This window comes from Arthrobacter alkaliphilus (genome assembly GCF_021483235.1).
Classification (GTDB): Bacteria; Actinomycetota; Actinomycetes; order Actinomycetales; family Micrococcaceae; genus Arthrobacter; species Arthrobacter alkaliphilus.
The window spans coordinates 25,223-42,280 of the sequence record NZ_JAKEEC010000003.1; the positions used below are offsets into that span (position 1 = coordinate 25,223).

Sequence of the window (17,058 nt, forward strand, 5' to 3'; positions counted from 1 at the left end):
GGATTCGGGACGGTTCAGGCGCCGGAATGACGGCTCAAGCGCCGGCAAGCTGCTCGGCCACCAGCGGGGCAACCACAGTGCCGAAGAGTTCGATGCAGCGCATCATGGATTCGTGCGGCAGGGTTCCGTTGCTGTATTTGAGGTCGAAACGGTCCACGCCGAGGTTGCGCTTCAGCAACACGATCTTCCGGGCAACCGTTTCCGGGGATCCGACATACAGGGCTCCTTCGGGTCCGCACATTGCGTCGAACTCGTCCCTGCTCGCCGGTCCCCAGCCGCGCTCGGCGCCGATGCGGTTGCGCTGGGCCAGCCAATGCGGGAAGAGTTCCTCCCGGGCCTCTTCGTCGGTCGGGGCAACATGGCCGGGCGAGTGCGTGGCAATTTGCTGCATGGGCTGCCCGTATTTTTCCATTGCCTCGCGGTAAAGCTCCACGAGCGGGGCGAAGCGGCGCGGTTCCCCGCCGATGATCGCGAAAATGATCGGGTAGCCATATTGGGCGCAGCGCAATACGGACTCAGGAGTACCGCCCACACCGATCCATGTGGGCAGCAGGTGGTGTTCAAGCGGCGGAAAGACGCTCATTCCGCTCACGTTCGGCCGGGTGCGGCCTTCCCAATGCACCGGCTTCTGGGCCCGGACCTTGTCGAACAGTTCCAGCTTCTCCTCGAACAGGACTTCGTAGTCCGCCAGGTCCAAGCCGAACAACGGGAACGATTCCACGAACGAGCCGCGTCCCAACATCACTTCCGCCCGGCCGTTGGAGAGCGCGTCAACTGTGGAAAAGCGCTGGAAGACCCTAATGGGGTCATCGGAGCTGAGCACGGTGACCGCCGAGCCGAGTTTGATCCGCGATGTCCGTGCGGCCGCGGCGGCGAGGAAAACTTCGGGCGCCGAGACGGCGAAGTCGCGCCGGTGGTGCTCCCCCACCCCAAAAGCATGGAGCCCGACGGCGTCCGCCAGTTCCGCTTCCGCCAACAGCTCCCGCAGCACCTGGGCGTGGGGTTTCGGGTTGCCTTCGGCATCGACCCCGGCGTCACCGAAAGTATTCAGCCCGAGGAGTATCTCCTTGGGTCCGACAGGGGCTGTGGGCGTGGAAGCGGCGTCGGTCATCAGGACTCCTTAAGCCAGCCGGCAAGCTCTGACGCCCAGTACGTCAGCACCATGTTGGCACCGGCCCGCTTGATGCCGAGCACGGATTCTGTGATGGCGCTCCGGCGATCGATCCAGCCGTTCGCGGAGGCCGCTTCGATCATGGCGTATTCACCGGAGATTTGGTAGGCCGCTACGGGAACAGGGCTCATGGCGGCGACATCGGCGAGGATATCGAGGTAGCTCATGGCCGGCTTGACCATCACCATGTCCGCCCCCTCTTCGAGGTCCAGTTCCACCTCGATGATGGCTTCCCGGCGGTTGGCGGCGTCCATCTGGTAGGTGCGGCGGTCGCCCTTGAGCTGGGAATCCACTGCTTCCCTGAAGGGGCCGTAAAAGGCGGAGGCGTACTTTGCCGCATAGGCCATGACCGCAGTGTTCTTGTGTCCGGCGTCCTCAAGGGCCTGGCGAATCACCGCGATCTGGCCGTCCATCATCCCGGACGGCCCCAGGACCTGGGCACCGGCGTCGGCCTGCGCTACCGCCATTTGGGCGTAGATTTCGAGGGTGGCGTCGTTGTCCACGTAGCCGTTGGCGTCAAGGACACCGCAATGGCCGTGGTCGGTGAATTCGTCGAGGCACACGTCGCCCATGACCACCAGGTCGTCGCCGACTTCTGCGCGGACGTCGCGTATGGCCTTGTTCAGCACGCCGTCGGGATCCAGGGAGGCGGTGCCCCGCGCATCACGGACCGCGGGGACACCGAACAGCATGATTCCGCTGACGCCCCGTTCCACGGCTTCGGCGGCGGCACGCTTGAGCGAGTCCGTGGTGTGCTGCACGACGCCGGGCATCGAGCTGAGCGGGGCCGGTTCGGTGAGTCCTTCGCGGATAAAGGCCGGCAGGATGAGGTCCGCGGGCGCCAGCCGGTGTTCGGCGGTCATCCGGCGGATGGCGGCGGTGGTGCGGAGCCGGCGGGGCCGGTGGTTTGGAAAGCTCAACTTTCGTTCCCTTCGGTGTCGAATACGGTGCAGAGGGCGGCCACGATGCCGGCGGGTGTGGGTTCCTTGGCGATTGCCGCAACGGGGATGCCGAGAGCGTGAGCCTCTGCCGCCGTCGAGCGCCCGATCGCAATGAACCGGCAATCATGCAGCGGTGCCAGTGAGGCGTGAATGCGACGGGCCGCACTGGGCGAAGCGGCGACGACGGCGTGGAGCCGGCCGCCGGAAAGCTCGGCCTTGGCGGCTTCCGGCGTGAGCTCCGGAGCTGCGGGCTCCTTCCCCTCGTGCCACCCGTTCGCTGCTGCCAAGGCGGCAGTCAGCCGGCGTTCGGGGGCCGCCGGATAGTCCACGGTGTGATACGCCGTCAGTGCCTGGACCAGGGCGCCCTTGGCTTCGATACCGTCCGCCAACGTCGCATCGGCGATGTCCGCTTGGGGCAACAACACGCTGGCCGGGCCTGCCGGCCAGACGGAGACGAGCCCGGCGGCCGACTGGACGTCCTCCGGTGCGAGGTCCACGGCAATCCCTTCCGCCTCAAGGACGCGCCGGCTCGACGGACCGATCGTCGCGACCCGGACGGAATCCGGAATCAGGTCCTTCAGCTCCAAGCGACGCTCGGCCGCCTTTTCCGTCAGCGCGCGCACCGTGGTGATGCTGCTGACCACCAGCCAGCCGTACGCTCCCGCTCGGAGGGCGTCCAATGCGACCTCGAGGGAATGCTGGTCGCGGGCACGCTCGAAGTCGATCAAGGGCAACAGGAGCGGCTCGGCGCCCGCTTCGCGGAGGGCAGTGACGAGCGGGGCGGCACGATCCGGGCTGCGCGTCACAAGAATCCGGGCCCCTTCAAGGACCCGGGCTTTACCCGCTTTCGCCGCGCTGTGCCGTCCCATGGTCTCCTGTCGGCTCCGGTTATCGGGACGCCGCAAGATCTGTGATGTCCGCAGCACCAGCGGCAAGCAGGAGCTCCGCGACTTCAATCCCCAGCAACGTCGCCCCCACTTCGGTGAGTCCGTCGGTGGCCTTTTTCTCACGCACCGACTTGCTCCCGTCCACGGCACAGACTACCGCTTCCAAGTAGAGCATGCTGCCCTTGCGGTAAGCGTAGGCGCCCACCGGTGCAGCGCATCCGGCTTCGAGGCGGGCAAGGACAGCCCGCTCCGCGGTGACGGCGAGCCGCGTGTCTTCGTCATTGAGCGCGGCCAGGGCCTGGGCTAGCACGCCTTCGGAACCCTCGGCCGGCCCCGATTGTCCCTCCGAGTCAGCGGTGCGGCACTCGATCGCGAGCGAACCCTGTCCGGGGGCGGGAAGCATGACGTCGGTGTCGAAGAGCTCCGTCACGACGTCGAGCCTACCGATCCGTTCCAGTCCTGCCGCCGCGAGGACGACGGCGTCAAGGTCGCCGCTCTTTCCGGGAACCAGCGCGTCGTCGATGTTCCCCCGGAGGCCCGGCACACGGCCCAGCCGGGTGTCCACGTTTCCGCGGATGTCGACGACGTCGAGATCCGGGCGGACGGAGCGCAGCTGGGCGGCGCGGCGCGGCGATCCGGTGCCGACCTTTGCGCCTGCCGGAAGGTCCGCCAGCTTGAGTCCGTCGCGGGCGCAGAGCGCGTCGCGGACGTCGACGCGTTTGGGGGTCGCGGCAATCGTGAGTCCGGGCGCGGCGCCCGTCGGGAGGTCCTTCAGCGAATGGACCGCGACGTCGCACGCGTTCGCCAACAGCGCGTCACGAAGGGCAGCGACGAACACGCCGGTGCCGCCCATCTGCGACAGGGATCCCGTCCTGACATCGCCTTCGGTCTTGATGCGAACCAATTCCACGGGGAAGCCCCCGACGGCGGCCAGCTGGTCGGCTGCCTGCTGGCTCTGGGTGAGCGCGAGCTTGCTCGCGCGCGTCCCGATCCGTACGGTCATTTCGCGCCTTCTCCCGCGGGGTAGGCATCATGTCCGGTGCCGACTGTGGTGTCCGCACCGGCAATCGTGGGCTTCTCGCCGCGGAAGTTCGCGCAGCAGCCCGGACGGCAGATGTCGTACCACGGCCCCAGACCGGTCACGGCGGGCCGATCGGCGATGTTATTGGCCACAGTCCGCTCGCAGATGAGGTCCACCAGCCCGGAGACGAATTTGCGATGCGTTCCCGGGGTTGGAACACGGGTGGCGGCGAGCCCGAGGTTCTTGCAGGTTTCCAGGGCCTCAGTGTCGAGGTCCCAGGCCACTTCCATGTGGTCGGAGACGAAGCCGAGGGGAACGATCACGACGCCTTTGATTCCCTGACCGGCTAGTTCCTCGATGGCGTCGTTGATGTCCGGCTCAAGCCACGGAATGTGCGGGGCGCCGGAACGGGACTGGTACACGAGGGACCAAGGTGCGGTCAGCCCGGATTCGGCTTCAACACGGCGGACCACCTCGGCGCCCGCCGCCAGGTGCTGTGCGACGTAAGCCGAGTCCTGCTCGAACTCGCGGGGCTCGGCGTCCGAACGCCCGGCGGCCTCGGCGTCACGGGTCGGAATGGAGTGGGTCGCAAACAGGATGTGCACCGGAGCATCCTGGAGGCCTTCCGCCGCCAGTTTCTCCTTGACCTCCGCGAGTCCTGCGGCAGTACCTTCCACGAAGGGTTCAACGAAGCCGGGGTGGTCGAAGTACTGGCGGACTTTGTCCACCTCGAGCTTGCCGTCGAGGCCGGTCTCGGTCAGGGCGATCCCGATGTCCTCGCGGTACTGGCGGCAGCTGGAGTAACAGGAGTACGCGCTCGTGGTGACCATCAGCAGCTTGCGGTGGCCGGCGTCGTAGGCTTCCTGGAGCGTTTGCGGGATGTAGGGATCCCAGTTGCGGTTACCCCACAGCACGGGCAGGTCGATGCCGCGCGACGCCAACTCCGCCTCAAGGGCGGCCTTGAGGTCCCTGTTTTGCTGGTTGATGGGGCTGATACCGCCAAAGGCGCGGTAGTGGTGGGACACCTCTTCCAGACGCTCATCCGGGATGCCGCGGCCACGGGTCACGTTGCGCAGGAACGGAATGACGTCGTCCTGGCCTTCGGGGCCGCCGAAGGAGGCGAGGAGGACGGCGTCGTACTCTTTGGGAGCCATGCGTCCTGCCTCGGTGACCTCATTAACCTCCGTGAGGCTGACCGGGCCGGCGGAGTGGCGGCCGCTCACGCGAGGACCTCGGCGATCTCCGCGGCGGCGATGCGGCGCCCGGTATAGAACGGGATTTCCTCGCGGACGTGGTTGCGGGCGTCGGTGGCCCGAAGGTGACGCATCAGGTCCACCAGGTCAACGAGTTCGGGTGCTTCCAGGCCGAGGATCCACTCCCAGTCGCCCAAGGCGAAGGAGGACACGGTGTTGGAGATGACCTGAGGGAAGTCGCGGCCGAGCAGCCCGTGGTCGCGCAGCATCTTTCCACGCTCCTCAGCCGGCAGGATGTACCACTCGTAGGAGCGGACGAACGGGTAGACGCACAGCCAGGTGCTGGGCTCGACGCCGCGGGCATAGGCGGGAACGTGGTTCTTGGCGAATTCGGCTTCGCGGTGGACGCCCATCGCGGACCAGACGATCTCGGTGCCGGCGAAGAGCGAGCTGCGGCGGATATCGCGGACGGCCTGCTGGAGGGCCTCGGGCTTGGCGCCGTGGAGCCACACCATGACGTCGGCGTCGGAGCGCATGGCGGAGACATCGTAGCTCCCGCGGAGGACCACGCCGCCCTCGGCGAGCTTGGCAGCCAGCTTCTCGAAATCCTGGACAGCGTCGGCGCTGCGCGTGACATCGGCCGACCGCTTGAAGACGGTCCACAGCGTAAAGAACTGCTCTTCGGATTCAGCAGTTTTAGTGACAGATTCGGCGGAAGTGTGGCTCATGGTACAAGTCTGCCCCGTCGATGCCGCTAAGTCGAAATGCACCACTTCTACAGGACGTAGAAGTGGTGCATCTCACAAAACCGCTTCGATTTGGGCAGCAGTGTCTGCAACCACCGCGGCCAGGCCGTTTCCGGCTAGCCAGCCGCCCACAACGGTCAGGCCGTCGGCTCCGGCGCAGATGCGGCGCACCTCGGCAACGCGCAGTTTGTGACCGACAGCGGCGAACGGCAAGGCGCCGGCCCACCGGACGACGTCCCAATCGAGTACGTCCTCCCGAGCGATCGGCACAGTCAGCAAGGCCGAGGCGTCGCGGAGCGCAGCCTCGAACAGGGCGTCGTCATCGAGCGCGGCAGCGGATGAGGCGGGGTCCGCGCCCTCGCCGCGCCCATAGGACAGGCGCAGCACGTGGGTTCCGGGTCCGGCTTCTTGCGCGAGCCAGTCCCATTTGGCCGTGGCATGCGTGAGCGCTTTCGCCTCGATGCCCGCGGTTTGCGGAGCGACGAGAATACCGGTGCCGCGCGGACGGGAGTCCAGTTCGGGCACGTCCACCACCAAGGTCACCAGGCTCACCAAGGGACCCGCGGCGGGACGCAACGCGGACAGCTCCGGAAGCGCCCCCTCGAGCAGCCCGACAGCGGCCGGACCGTCAAGCGCCACCACCAGCCGCCCGGCGTCGTACGTTGTGCCCGCGGCGTAGACCTGCCAGCCGCGCCCGCCGCGGTAGATCGACTCCACCCGCGCGCCGGAGACGAGGATGGCACCCAGCGAGCGCAGCTCCGCCACGAGGGCGGAGACCAGGGTGTTCATCCCGCCTTTCAGGCCGCCGACGGCGGATCCGGCCTTCGCCGTTCCGCTTCCGTTTTGCCGCGAGGCGGCTGCGCGTTGGCTCGCCACGGCCGCGGCCAAGGAACCGTGCTTGCGCAATGCCGCGCGTAGGCCGGGAGCCACCATGTCGACGTCGAGCAGTCCGGGGTCGGCTGAATGCACTCCCCCGACCACCGGTGAGACGAGCCGCTCCAGCACCCGTTTGCCCATCCGCAGCCGGACCAAGGAGGAGACGCTGGTGAGCTCGGCGGAGGTGCCCAACGATGCGGGCAGATAGCGGTCGAGCGAGGCCCGCAAGGAGCCGGCGAAGCCCAAGGAACGCCGCACTTCGGGATCCCAGGGGTTCGCCGGAATTCCGAGCACCCCGGTCTTGGGCAGTTCCTGCGCACCGTCCGGCAACTGCACCCAGGCACCCCCGGGATGCGGTGCCACGATATTGTCCCCGAGCCCGAGATCGCGGGCGAGATCGGCCACGGCAGTGGAGCGCGTGGCGAAGGACTCGGCTCCGCTGTCCAGCTCAAGGCCGGCCACCGTGTGGCTTCCAACGCAACCGCCCCAGGCGTCGCTCGCTTCGAGCACGGTGACGGCGAATCCGGCTTTGGTCAGCTCCCGGGCGGCGAGCAGGCCGGAAATGCCGCCGCCTACCACGACGGCGGTGGTGCCGGGCTGGGTGTGCCCGCGGCCCATGACCGCTAACCCGCCGGGATCGAGTGGATGAGTTCCACGACCCGGGTGAGGACCGCGGGGTCCGTCTCCGGGGGCACGCCGTGGCCCAGGTTCAGGACGTGGCCCGGGGCTTCGGAACCTGCGGCGATCACCTCGCGCACATGGGCTTCCAGGACCTCCCACGGCGCGGAGAGCAGCGCGGGATCAATGTTGCCTTGCAAGGGCACGGTGCCGCCGAGCCGCCGGTTTGCTTCGTCAAGGGGCAGCCGGTAGTCCACACCGACGACGTCCACGCCGACATCGCGCATGGCGACGAGCAACTCGGACGTTCCCGTACCGAAATGGACCAGCGGCGCGCCGAGGTGCCGGACGTGGTCAAGGGCGCGGGTCGAGGCGGGTGCAACGCACTTGGCGTAGTCGGCCAAGCCAAGGGAACCGGCCCACGAGTCGAACAGTTGCCCTGCGGAAGCTCCCGCTTCCAGCTGGGCCCGGAGGAACATGCCGGAGGCGTCGGCCGCCCAGTTCGCCAGGGCCGTCCAGGTCTCCGGATCGGCGTGCATCATGGTGCGCGGGCCGAGGTGGTCCCGGGAAGGCTTGCCCTCCACCATGTATGCGGCGAGCGTGAACGGCGCACCGGCGAAGCCGATCAACGGCGTAGTGCCAAGCTCCGCCACCGTCAGCCGCACGGCCTCACGGATCGGCTCGAGGGCGTCCCACGTCAGTTGCGGCAGGGCGGCCACGTCGGCAGCGGTGCGGACGGGCTTGTCAAGGACCGGGCCGACGCCGGGGACGATGTCCACGCCAACGCCCGCCAGCTTGAGCGGGATCACGATGTCGGAGAAGAAGATGGCGGCATCGACGCCGTGGCGGCGCACGGGCTGCAGGGTGATCTCGGAGGCGAGTTCGGGCCGGAGGCAGGAATCCAGCATCGCGACGCCTTCACGGACTTTCAGGTATTCCGGCAACGAGCGGCCGGCCTGTCGCATGAACCACACCGGACGGCGGGACGGCTTGCCTCCGCGGTACGCCTGGATCAGCGGGGAGTCGGCGGTGCGGCCATCCATGAGCGGGTGGCTCGCATCGAGGCTCGGGGCGGTGCCGGAAACGCCGTCGACCGGCACAGAGTGAGGCAGTGCGGAACTGGAAGTCATGCCATCGATTGTGCCGAAGATCCGGGCCAAAAGATAACGACAGCCTGTCCCACACCAACCCGGGTGACGGGCATCACTCCTGACAGTGCGGAGAAGCACCTCTGTCCGTTGTTCTACAGGGCACCGAAAAAGCTATGATTGCTTTGCTGTGGTTCTTTTCTCATTGGTGGCTACACACGCCGACATCGATCTCGAGACCGTCGCTCAGTTGAGCAACGGTTCATCCGAGGTTGCCTCGTCCGCCCTGGCCGATTCCCAACTTGTCTCCGGCGCCGTGGTCCTCGCCACCTGCAACCGCTACGAAATCTACGGCGAAACGCCGCAGGCCGAGAATCTCGAAGCTGCCCGCTCCGCGCTTGTCACGCAGATCAGTGGCCTGAGCGGACTCAACGAGCAACTCGTCTCACGCGCCTTCACCACGCACACCGGTCCTGAGGTCAGCAGGCACCTCTTCGCCGTCAGCGCCGGACTGGACTCCGCCGTCGTCGGCGAACGCGAGATCGCCGGCCAAGTGCGCCGGGCCCTCATCACCGCCCAGCACGAAGGAACCGCGAGTTCCGGGCTGGTCCGCTTGTTCCAGGCCGCCTCCAAGACGGCCAAGGATGTCGGAGCCCAAACCGCCCTCGGTTCGCGGGGCCTGTCCATCGTTTCCGTTGCCCTGGACCTCGCCACCGACCTCTCCGAGAATGCCGACTGGAGCACCAAGAAGGTAGTTGTCTTCGGGACGGGGGCCTATGCCGGCGCCACGATGTCGCTGCTTCGCGATCGCGGCTGCACCGATGTCTCTGTCTACTCGTCTTCCGGCAGGGCCGAGGCTTTCGTGGCGACCCGCGGCGGGACCGCGCTCGACGCCGAAACCCTTCCCGCCGCAGTCGCAGCCGCCGATGTCATGATCGGTTGCAGCGGATCGGACACCCGCGTTGAGGCTTCCGAGCTTGCAAGGGTCCGGGCTGCGTCCACGCAGCCGCTCATCGCGATCGACCTCGCGCTCAGCCACGACTTCGATCCCGCGGTCGGCGAGCTCGACGGCGTCGAACTCCTGACGCTCGAATCGGTGCGGCTCGCGGCGCCGCAGGAGCAAGCGGAGTCGCTGGCACAGGCAAGCACCATTGTTTCCGGCGCGGCTGAGGCCTTCGAGCAAGAGCGCGAAGCCCGCTCCGTAGACTCGGCCATCGTGGCCCTTCGTCGCCACACCATGAACGTGCTCGACGCCGAGATGGAGAAGGTCCGGGCCCGGCACGGCTGCACCGCCGCGGCCGAAGAGGTCGAGTTCGCGCTCCGCCGCATGGTCAAGCAACTGCTCCACATCCCCACGGTCCGCGCACGCGAACTCGCCGCCAGCGGCCAGCAAGACGAATACGTGGCCGCCCTCGAAGCCCTATACGGCATCCAGGTGGAGCAACAACCGCCTGCGGCACCAGCAGCTGAGTGCCCGGTGGACCACCACCAGTCACCTGGCCAGGCTGAAAGCGCGTAGCCCCCTCGACGCCGCCCCTGCCTGGGATGCGCTGCCCACCCCCACACGAGCATGCCCTCCCTTGGCCACCAGCAAGGGACATAACAGCAATATGTCCAACCCTCAGGACCAACGAGGGGCATGTCCAACCCGTGACAACCCACCCCCACACGAGCATGCCCATCCTTGGCCACCAGCAATGGACATAACAGCAATATGTCCAACCCTCAGGACCAACGAGGGGCATGTCCAACCCGTGACAACCCACCCCCACACGAGCATGCCCATCCTTGGCCACCAGCAATGGACAGAACAGCAATATGTCCAACCCCCAGGACCAACGAGGGGCATGTCCAACCCGTGACAACCCACCCCCCCACGAGCATGCCCATCCTTGGCCACCAGCAATGGACATAACAGCAATATGTCCAATCCCCAGAACCAACGAGGGGCATATCCCTTGGTGGCGGGCGCGGAACCGGGACCGCGCAGTCCTACGCGAAGGCGTTGACGCCCGTCATTTGCGCTGACACGGCCCACAGCCTCGTTGCGGCTTCCGGGTCCACAGCGTGCGCATCCACTCCCTGGTACCGGGCGAGCGGGGAGCCCGGATCCGTGGGCTTGGCGATGTCGCAGTCTTCGCAATACACCCCGCCCATGCCTTCCAATGCCGGCGACGTCGCTGCCCACGTGGACGTCGCGGCGCCCTGCTCCGGAGTCTTGAAACCCTCCCGGACGTTGCCCGCGTCGTCCATCCAGCCCGCCGCGACCATCTCTTCGCGGGGCAGGTAGCGCTGGAGTTCGGTCATGATGCCGCCGGGGTGGACGGCGAACGCCCGCACCCCGGAGGAGCGGCCCAGGCGGTCAAGCTCGACGGCGAACAGGGCGTTGGCCGTCTTCGCCTGGCCATAGGCCTTCCATTTGTCATAGCCGTTCTCGAAGTTGATGTCCTCGAAACGGATGGGCGAGAGTTTGTGTCCGGTGGAGGACAAGGCCACAACGCGGGCCGAACCCGCGGCCGCGAGGGCGGGCCACAAAGCGTTGAGGAGCGTGAAGTGGCCCAGGTGGTTGGTGGCGAACTGGGATTCCCATCCCGGACCCACACGCTTTTCCGGGCTGGCCATGATGGCGGCGTTGTTGATCAGGATGTCCAGGGTCGGGTTCGATTCCAGGAAACGTGCCGCGAAATCCTTCACTGCGTCCTGGTCGGCCAGGTCCAAAGCGTCGACGGCCACTTGCTCAGGTCCCAGGCCGGCCGCGGCAAGGACTTCCCTCGCGTGTTCGGGACGACGGGCAGGCACCGTGACCCGGGCTCCGGCGGAGGACAATGCGCGGACAGTCTCCAGGCCAAGCCCCGAATACCCGCCCGTGACAATCGCGGTCTTGCCGTGAAGGTCCAAACCGGCAATGACCTCAGCTGCGGTGGAGCCGTGGCCGAAACCCGATCCGATGGGAGTTTGAGGCGTGGTCGTGGATTCCTGGCTCATATCGGGACCTTTCGTGCGTATCGGTGGTGGGGTTTCAGTAAACCGGCTTGCCCGGCTCGACGTCGTGAACCCAAGCCAGGATCCCGCCGTCGAGGTGGCTGACGCGCGTGTAGCCGGCGCGCTGTGCGGCCGCGAGCACCGCGGCGGAACGGGTGCCGGCCTTGCAGTGGAACACGATGTCCTTGTCCTGCGGCAGCTCCGCCCAGGCCTCCCCGGCGAGGATGCGCCCTTGCGGGATGAGCACCGAACCGTCGATGCTCACAATCTCGTGTTCACCGATCTCGCGGACATCGACCAGTTCGAAGTCGCGCTCCCCCGCCGCCCGGGCGCCGAGCATTTCCGAAAGTTCGGTGGCAGTGACGGTCGGAACGGAGTCCTTGGCGGGTGCCGGAGTGATGCCGCAGAAGGCTTCGTAATCGGTCAATTCGGTGACCGGTTCCGCCTCCGGATCCTTCGAAACCTTGATTTCACGCCAGCTGCCGCCGAGCGCGTCGAAGAGCGCCACTCGCCCCAGCATGGAGCGCCCGACGCCGGTGATCAGCTTGACTGCCTCCGTCACCATAAGGGACCCCACGGCGGCGCACAGCATGCCGAACACGCCGCCCTCGCCGCAGGACGGAACCGAGCCTGCAGGAGGGGCCTCCGGGTAGAGATCGCGGTAGCTGGGTCCGTGCTTTTCCCAGAACACGCTGACCTGGCCGTCGAAGCGGAAAATCGATCCCCAAACATACGGTTTGCCGAGAATCGCGGCGGCATCGTTGACGAGGTACCGGGTGGCGAAGTTGTCCGCGCCGTCGAGGATGAGGTCGTAACCGGAGAAAATCTCCAACGCATTGGAGGAGTCCAGGCGGACGCTGTGCAGTTGAACGTTGACGAGCGGATTGAGTTCCTTGATGGCGTCCCGTGCCGACTCGATCTTCGGCCGTCCGACGTCGCCCACGCCATGGATGATCTGGCGTTGCAGGTTGCTGAGGTCGACGTTGTCGTCGTCCACGATTCCGAGGGTTCCCACGCCGGCGGCCGCCAGGTAGAGCAAGGCCGGAGAGCCCAGCCCGCCTGCCCCGATCACGAGAACTTTTGCGTTCTTGAGCCGACGCTGCCCGGTGGCGCCGATTTCGGGAATAATAAGGTGGCGCGAGTAACGTTCGACCTCTTCGGTGGTCAGCTCAGCAGCCGGTTCCACAAGGGGCGGCAGTGTTGACGAAGAAGAGGGCGGCAACGTTTGGGCAGCAGAAGTAGTGGCCATACTCCAAAGTATGCCTGCCGCTGGCGCCCGGTCACATTACTGCGAAGTATTGTGGTCATAACTGCAAAGGAAAGGCGGCAGACAAGTGGCTGAGGGCGCACGTGTCAAACAGGAGGCACAGGTCAGGCAAGATCGGGCCGGTTCCGCACGCTCGGCGAGGCTGCCGCGCGATGAGCGCCGGGCCCAGCTCTTGAACGCCGCTTTGGAGGTCTTCGTCGCCAACGGTTTCCACGGCGCGGCGATGGACGAAATCGCCGAGACCGCCCACGTCAGCAAGCCGGTGCTGTACCAACACTTCCCGTCCAAACGGGAGCTTTACATGGCGCTCCTCGACAGCCATTTGGCCATGCTCACGGAAAAGATGCTCACGGCACTGAATTCGACGACGGACAACAAGGAGCGCGTCCAGGCCGTCATGCGCGCCTATTACCGTTTCATCGCGGCCGATGACCAGGCCCACCGGCTCGTCTTCGAATCCGACCTCATCAACGACCCTGATGTCAGCTCCCGGTTGGAGACCTTCAACCGGACCTTCGCCGACGCCGTCGCCAAGGTCATCGCGGAAGACACCAAGCTGCCGCCGCTGGAGGCCCAGTTGCTGGGCCGGGGCCTGGCCGGAATGGCACAGGTCAGCGCCAGGTACTGGCTCGAAACCGACGGCGATTTGGACCTCGATGTCGCCAGCGACCTGATCTACCGTTTAGCTTGGCGCGGAATCAGTCGATTCCCGAAAGAGTCCTAGGCTAGAAATAAAGGACTGAGTAAATTCTTGATTGGCTGGGAGGCCCTGCTGTGGAAGTAAAGATCGGCATTCAGAACGTTGGCCGTGAGATCGCGCTGGAGTCCGCACTGGATGCCGAGGCTGTTGCGAAAATCGTGAGCGATGCGATTGCCAATGGCACGGACCTGCGTCTGGCCGACGAAAAAGGCCGCCAGGTCATCGTGCCCGGCAGCGCCCTCGGGTACGTGGAAATCGGCGCCGAGGAAGTACGCAGGGTCGGCTTCGGCGCTCTCTAAGCAACACGCAGAAGACCACTGAGCCAGGAGTCCACATGCTCTCACTTGTCATCGTGGCGCTAGCCACCATCGCTTCAGGCTTCATTGTCTGGGGAAACGACAAACGCCGTGGAACGTACGGAATCACCCTGCCCGCGGGCGTTTCCGTGGCCGTCGCCATGCTGAGTTGGATAATTTTCATCCAACTCGGCTTTGGCTACCAGCCCGGCTTGACGTGGATTCCATGGGTCCTGCCCATCATCTTAGGAACCGTCGCGGCTGCGGTGGCGTCCTACTTCCTGGGCCGCCGCCGGAAGCGGCACGACACCGCCCAGCTGACCGCGATCCTGCGGCTCTAACCGGCGCCGGGGCTCTAGCCGGCACCGGGCTCTAGCCAGCGCCACGGCGCCGGCTGCCCGCCGGCCGGCTCAGGTTGAGGTTACCGGTTCGGCCGTAGCCCCCACCGCCGCAGCAGCTCCGCTTGCGCTCGTGGCGGCTTTGACATCGCGCCGGGTCACCTCGCTCCCGGCGTCATGCGACACATAGCGGATGATCACCCGGTTGTAGCGCCAGTCCAGGTCCGGGTGATGGTTTTGCTGCTCGGCGATGCGCCCGACGGCGGCAATCAACTCCAGCGCGGCAGCGGACGTCGGGCATTTATAGACGGCAACGAGGGCACCTTGGCGGTACTGCCAGCCGGGCAGCGCCGCCAGGGCGTCGTCGATAGCTGACCCGGTGAGAATGTCATCCTTGCCGGCCATCGGGGCTCCTTCACAGACGCGGAATCTTCGCAGGAATCGCCAGGCCGGCCACTGACGGCCGCTAGAGGAACTCGGCCCGGCCTTCCATGGCCGAGGAGGCCAGGGCATGTTCCCGCCGCGGAATGCGGCCCGCCTGCTTCGCCAGCCTACCGGCGATGACCGCGTGTTTGAAGGCCTCCCCCATCTGCACCGGGTTCTGCGCACGCGTCACCGCGGTGGCCAGCAGCACGGCATCGCAGCCCAGCTCCATGGCCAGTGCGGCGTCGGACGCGGTGCCGATGCCGGCGTCGAGCACTACCGGCACCGAAGCGCGGGACACAATCAGCTCGATGTTGTGGGGATTCAGGATTCCCAGGCCGGTGCCGATGGGCGCGCCCAAGGGCATCACCGCGGTTGCGCCGAGGTTTTCCAGGCGAAGCGCCAGTACAGGGTCGTCGTTCGTGTAAGCGAAGACCTTAAAGCCGCGGTCCACGAGTTTCTCCGTGGCATCCACCAGCTCCACCGCGTCGGGCAGCAGGGTCTGTTCGTCGGCGATGACCTCGAGCTTCACCCAGTCCGTTTCCAAGGCCTCCCGGGCAAGCTCGGCCGTCATGACGGCATCTTTGGCGGTAAAACAGCCGGCCGTGTTGGGCAGGACACGGATGCCGTGGTCTACGAGCAACTGGAACAGCGAACCGGTTTCCGTCGGAGAATACCGGCGCATGGCGACCGTGGTGAGTTCGGTGCCGGAAGCCAGCAAGGCTGCCCCCAGGCCGTCCAGGCTGGGCGCTCCGCCGGTACCCATGATGAGGCGCGAACCGAACTCGACGCCGTCGATGACCAGGCCGTCGGCAACGGTCTGGGTGCTTGCTGTGGTCATGGTTCAGCCTCCCTGTACTGCGGTGACGATTTCGAGTTCGTCGCCTTCTGCGAGCGCGGTGGCAGCCCACTGGCTGCGGGGCACCACTTCGGAATTGCGTGCGACGGCGACGCCGATCTTGCGTCCGTCGGCCGCCTGGCCCTTGGAGTCCACGTCTCGTCCCGTGATGTGGCTGACGAGCGTGGTGACGGAAGCTCCGTTGCTCAGGGTGTGGTCTTCGCCGTTCAATTTGATCTTCATGCGTGGTCCTTCGAATGGGCTAGGGTATCGGCCGACGGGCCGTCTGTGGGGGTCCTTGCTGCCGAGGGCTGGCCGGAGAAGCGGTCCGGACGGAATTTGTTCCACCGGGGGTCCGCCGTGCCATCCATGAGTCCGACGCTGATTCTCGCCGCTGCCGGAGTCAGGAGCACTCCGTGGCGGAAGAAGCCGCTGGCCACGAGGAGGCCGGGTACCGTTCCTTCGGAGCCTTCCACGCGGCCGAGCAGCGGTGCGTTGTCCGGAGTGCCCGGGCGGGCACGGGCAGTTGCTTCCATGAGTTCCAGTTCGGCCACAGCCGGAACCAGTACCTGGGCGTCGCGCAGCAACTGGTAGACACCGCCGGCGGACACCGGATTGGCTGCTCCCGCGGAAGCCGCCAAGTTGTCCTCACGTTGCGTTGCGCCGATCACCACGGTCCCGTCGTCGCGGGGGACGATGTACACAGGCACGCCGCGCACTATTCCACGGACCGTGGCCGTGACCAGGGGTTGCAGGTGGCCCGGCACCCGCAGGCGCAGGATGTCGCCGTACACCGGACGCAACGGGAGTGCCAATCCATCCGGAAGGCCGTTCAAGCGGGAAGCATCCAGCCCGTTGGCGACAACTGTTTCGGTGGCAAGCACTTCGCTGCCTGAGCCGAGCCGCACCCCGACGACGCGCCCGTCCTCCCAGAGGAGGCCCGACGCAGTGTCGCGGACCGCGAAACCGCCCTCGGCCCCCGCAATCCAGCTCGAATCCCCGGGCTGGTGGTCCGCCAGGGCGCCCAGGATGGCGGCCGAGAGCCGGCGCGGATCCACTTGGTGGTCGCCCGGAATGTCGAAGGCGCAGGAAATCTGCGGGCTCAAAAGCGGCTCGCGCTCACGTGCTTCGCGCAACGGCACGGATTCCACCACCAGCCCATGGGCCAGCTGGACGTCCCGGAGGTCCGCGAGCGCACGGCGGTCCGCAGCGTCCGCACCGACGGCGAGGGTCGGCGTCGTACGGTATCCCGTGCTGCGTCCGGCGCGTGGCCCGGTCACATTGCGTTCGAATTCCGGCCACAAGGCCGCCGATTCGAGCATGAGCTCCAGGAGGTCCTCTTCCTGGTAGTGCAATTCGCTGACGGGTGCCAACATGCCGGCCGCCGCGAACGTTGCGCCGCTCGCCGGTGCGGGATCGATCAAGGCAACGGAGCGGCCGGACCTTCGGGCTTCCCATGCGATGCCCAAGCCAATGACGCCGCCCCCGATGACCGCCACGTCGGCACGCAGGGGCCGGTGCCGGGTACTTATTTCGTTCATGGAGTCCTTCCCTACGCCGGTACTAGCCGGATCAGGTCAAGCGGTCGGCGCTGAAGCCCTCTCAGCCGCGCGGCGAATGTGACCGCCGCCGCAGCTCCCGCGGTACCAGCCCAGTTTAGAGGAACTAGTCTG

At 66.6% G+C, this 17,058-nt stretch carries 18 protein-coding genes and 1 riboswitch; of the genes, 4 read left to right on the forward strand and 14 right to left on the reverse strand.

Annotated elements, in window-relative coordinates:
• Positions 1–34 precede the first annotated feature (34 nt).
• The 8 genes from L0B83_RS03505 to hemE form a co-directional block, all read right to left on the reverse strand.
• The gene (locus L0B83_RS03505; RefSeq protein ID WP_234757024.1) at positions 35–1,111 is read right to left on the reverse strand and encodes an LLM class flavin-dependent oxidoreductase; all 1,077 of its coding nucleotides are present in this window, start codon (positions 1,109–1,111) and stop codon (positions 35–37) included.
• A complete protein-coding gene (gene hemB / locus L0B83_RS03510; RefSeq protein WP_234757026.1) occupies positions 1,111–2,091 on the reverse strand; it encodes a porphobilinogen synthase in 981 nt (326 codons plus the stop codon). The genes L0B83_RS03505 and hemB overlap by 1 nt, the downstream gene beginning before the upstream one ends.
• Positions 2,088–2,981, reverse strand: a complete 894-nt coding sequence (locus L0B83_RS03515) for a uroporphyrinogen-III synthase (protein ID WP_234757028.1) — start codon at positions 2,979–2,981, stop codon at positions 2,088–2,090. Before L0B83_RS03515 ends, hemB begins: the two co-directional genes overlap by 4 nt.
• Before the next feature lie 19 nt (positions 2,982–3,000).
• Positions 3,001–4,002 (reverse strand): hydroxymethylbilane synthase, encoded by a 1,002-nt coding sequence (gene hemC, locus L0B83_RS03520; RefSeq protein ID WP_234757030.1) that lies wholly within the window; start codon positions 4,000–4,002, stop codon positions 3,001–3,003.
• Positions 3,999–5,174 (reverse strand): ferrochelatase, encoded by a 1,176-nt coding sequence (locus tag L0B83_RS03525; RefSeq protein ID WP_234757206.1) that lies wholly within the window; start codon positions 5,172–5,174, stop codon positions 3,999–4,001. Before L0B83_RS03525 ends, hemC begins: the two co-directional genes overlap by 4 nt.
• A gap of 65 nt (positions 5,175–5,239) precedes the next feature.
• Positions 5,240–5,941: a hydrogen peroxide-dependent heme synthase gene (gene hemQ, locus L0B83_RS03530; RefSeq protein WP_234757032.1), complete on the reverse strand. Its 702-nt coding sequence runs from the start codon at positions 5,939–5,941 to the stop codon at positions 5,240–5,242.
• 72 nt (positions 5,942–6,013) lie between these two features.
• Positions 6,014–7,453, reverse strand: coding sequence for a protoporphyrinogen oxidase (gene hemG / locus L0B83_RS03535; RefSeq protein ID WP_234757035.1), 1,440 nt, complete (start codon positions 7,451–7,453; stop codon positions 6,014–6,016).
• Between the two features lie 5 nt (positions 7,454–7,458).
• Positions 7,459–8,583, reverse strand: coding sequence for a uroporphyrinogen decarboxylase (gene hemE / locus L0B83_RS03540; RefSeq protein ID WP_234757037.1), 1,125 nt, complete (start codon positions 8,581–8,583; stop codon positions 7,459–7,461).
• A gap of 148 nt (positions 8,584–8,731) precedes the next feature.
• Here hemE and L0B83_RS03545 point away from each other — a divergent pair, with 148 nt between their 5' ends.
• A complete protein-coding gene (locus tag L0B83_RS03545; protein WP_234757038.1) occupies positions 8,732–10,060 on the forward strand; it encodes a glutamyl-tRNA reductase in 1,329 nt (442 codons plus the stop codon).
• A gap of 473 nt (positions 10,061–10,533) precedes the next feature.
• Here the strand turns inward: L0B83_RS03545 and L0B83_RS03550 are convergent, their stop codons facing one another.
• A complete protein-coding gene (locus tag L0B83_RS03550; RefSeq protein WP_234757039.1) occupies positions 10,534–11,526 on the reverse strand; it encodes an SDR family NAD(P)-dependent oxidoreductase in 993 nt (330 codons plus the stop codon).
• Between the two features lie 34 nt (positions 11,527–11,560).
• The gene (gene moeB / locus L0B83_RS03555; RefSeq protein WP_234757040.1) at positions 11,561–12,772 is read right to left on the reverse strand and encodes a molybdopterin-synthase adenylyltransferase MoeB; all 1,212 of its coding nucleotides are present in this window, start codon (positions 12,770–12,772) and stop codon (positions 11,561–11,563) included.
• A gap of 85 nt (positions 12,773–12,857) precedes the next feature.
• Between moeB and L0B83_RS03560 the strand changes: the two genes are divergently transcribed.
• The 3 genes from L0B83_RS03560 to L0B83_RS03570 are packed head-to-tail and all read left to right on the forward strand — an operon-like array spanning position 12,858 to position 14,127.
• On the forward strand, positions 12,858–13,514 hold the full coding sequence (locus L0B83_RS03560; protein ID WP_372461130.1) for a TetR/AcrR family transcriptional regulator: 657 nt from the start codon (positions 12,858–12,860) through the stop codon (positions 13,512–13,514).
• A 50-nt stretch (positions 13,515–13,564) separates the two neighbouring features.
• The gene (locus L0B83_RS03565) at positions 13,565–13,789 is read left to right on the forward strand and encodes a DUF3107 domain-containing protein (RefSeq protein WP_234757041.1); all 225 of its coding nucleotides are present in this window, start codon (positions 13,565–13,567) and stop codon (positions 13,787–13,789) included.
• A gap of 35 nt (positions 13,790–13,824) precedes the next feature.
• Complete coding sequence (locus L0B83_RS03570) at positions 13,825–14,127, forward strand: hypothetical protein (protein ID WP_234757042.1); 303 nt, start codon at positions 13,825–13,827, stop codon at positions 14,125–14,127.
• Between the two features lie 69 nt (positions 14,128–14,196).
• Here L0B83_RS03570 and L0B83_RS03575 read toward each other — a convergent pair whose 3' ends face one another.
• The 4 genes from L0B83_RS03575 to thiO form a co-directional block, all read right to left on the reverse strand.
• Positions 14,197–14,529 (reverse strand): 4a-hydroxytetrahydrobiopterin dehydratase, encoded by a 333-nt coding sequence (locus tag L0B83_RS03575; RefSeq protein WP_234757043.1) that lies wholly within the window; start codon positions 14,527–14,529, stop codon positions 14,197–14,199.
• Positions 14,530–14,590: 61 nt separating this feature from the next.
• The gene (locus L0B83_RS03580; protein WP_234757044.1) at positions 14,591–15,388 is read right to left on the reverse strand and encodes a thiazole synthase; all 798 of its coding nucleotides are present in this window, start codon (positions 15,386–15,388) and stop codon (positions 14,591–14,593) included.
• 3 nt (positions 15,389–15,391) lie between these two features.
• Positions 15,392–15,628 (reverse strand): sulfur carrier protein ThiS, encoded by a 237-nt coding sequence (gene thiS / locus L0B83_RS03585; RefSeq protein ID WP_234757045.1) that lies wholly within the window; start codon positions 15,626–15,628, stop codon positions 15,392–15,394.
• Positions 15,625–16,926 carry a glycine oxidase ThiO gene (gene thiO, locus L0B83_RS03590; protein WP_234757046.1) on the reverse strand — a complete coding sequence of 434 codons (1,302 nt, stop codon included), beginning with the start codon at positions 16,924–16,926 and terminating at the stop codon, positions 15,625–15,627. The genes thiS and thiO overlap by 4 nt, the downstream gene beginning before the upstream one ends.
• Positions 16,918–17,037, reverse strand: a riboswitch (TPP riboswitch). It overlaps the preceding gene by 9 nt.
• Between the last annotated feature and the right edge of the window lie 21 nt (positions 17,038–17,058).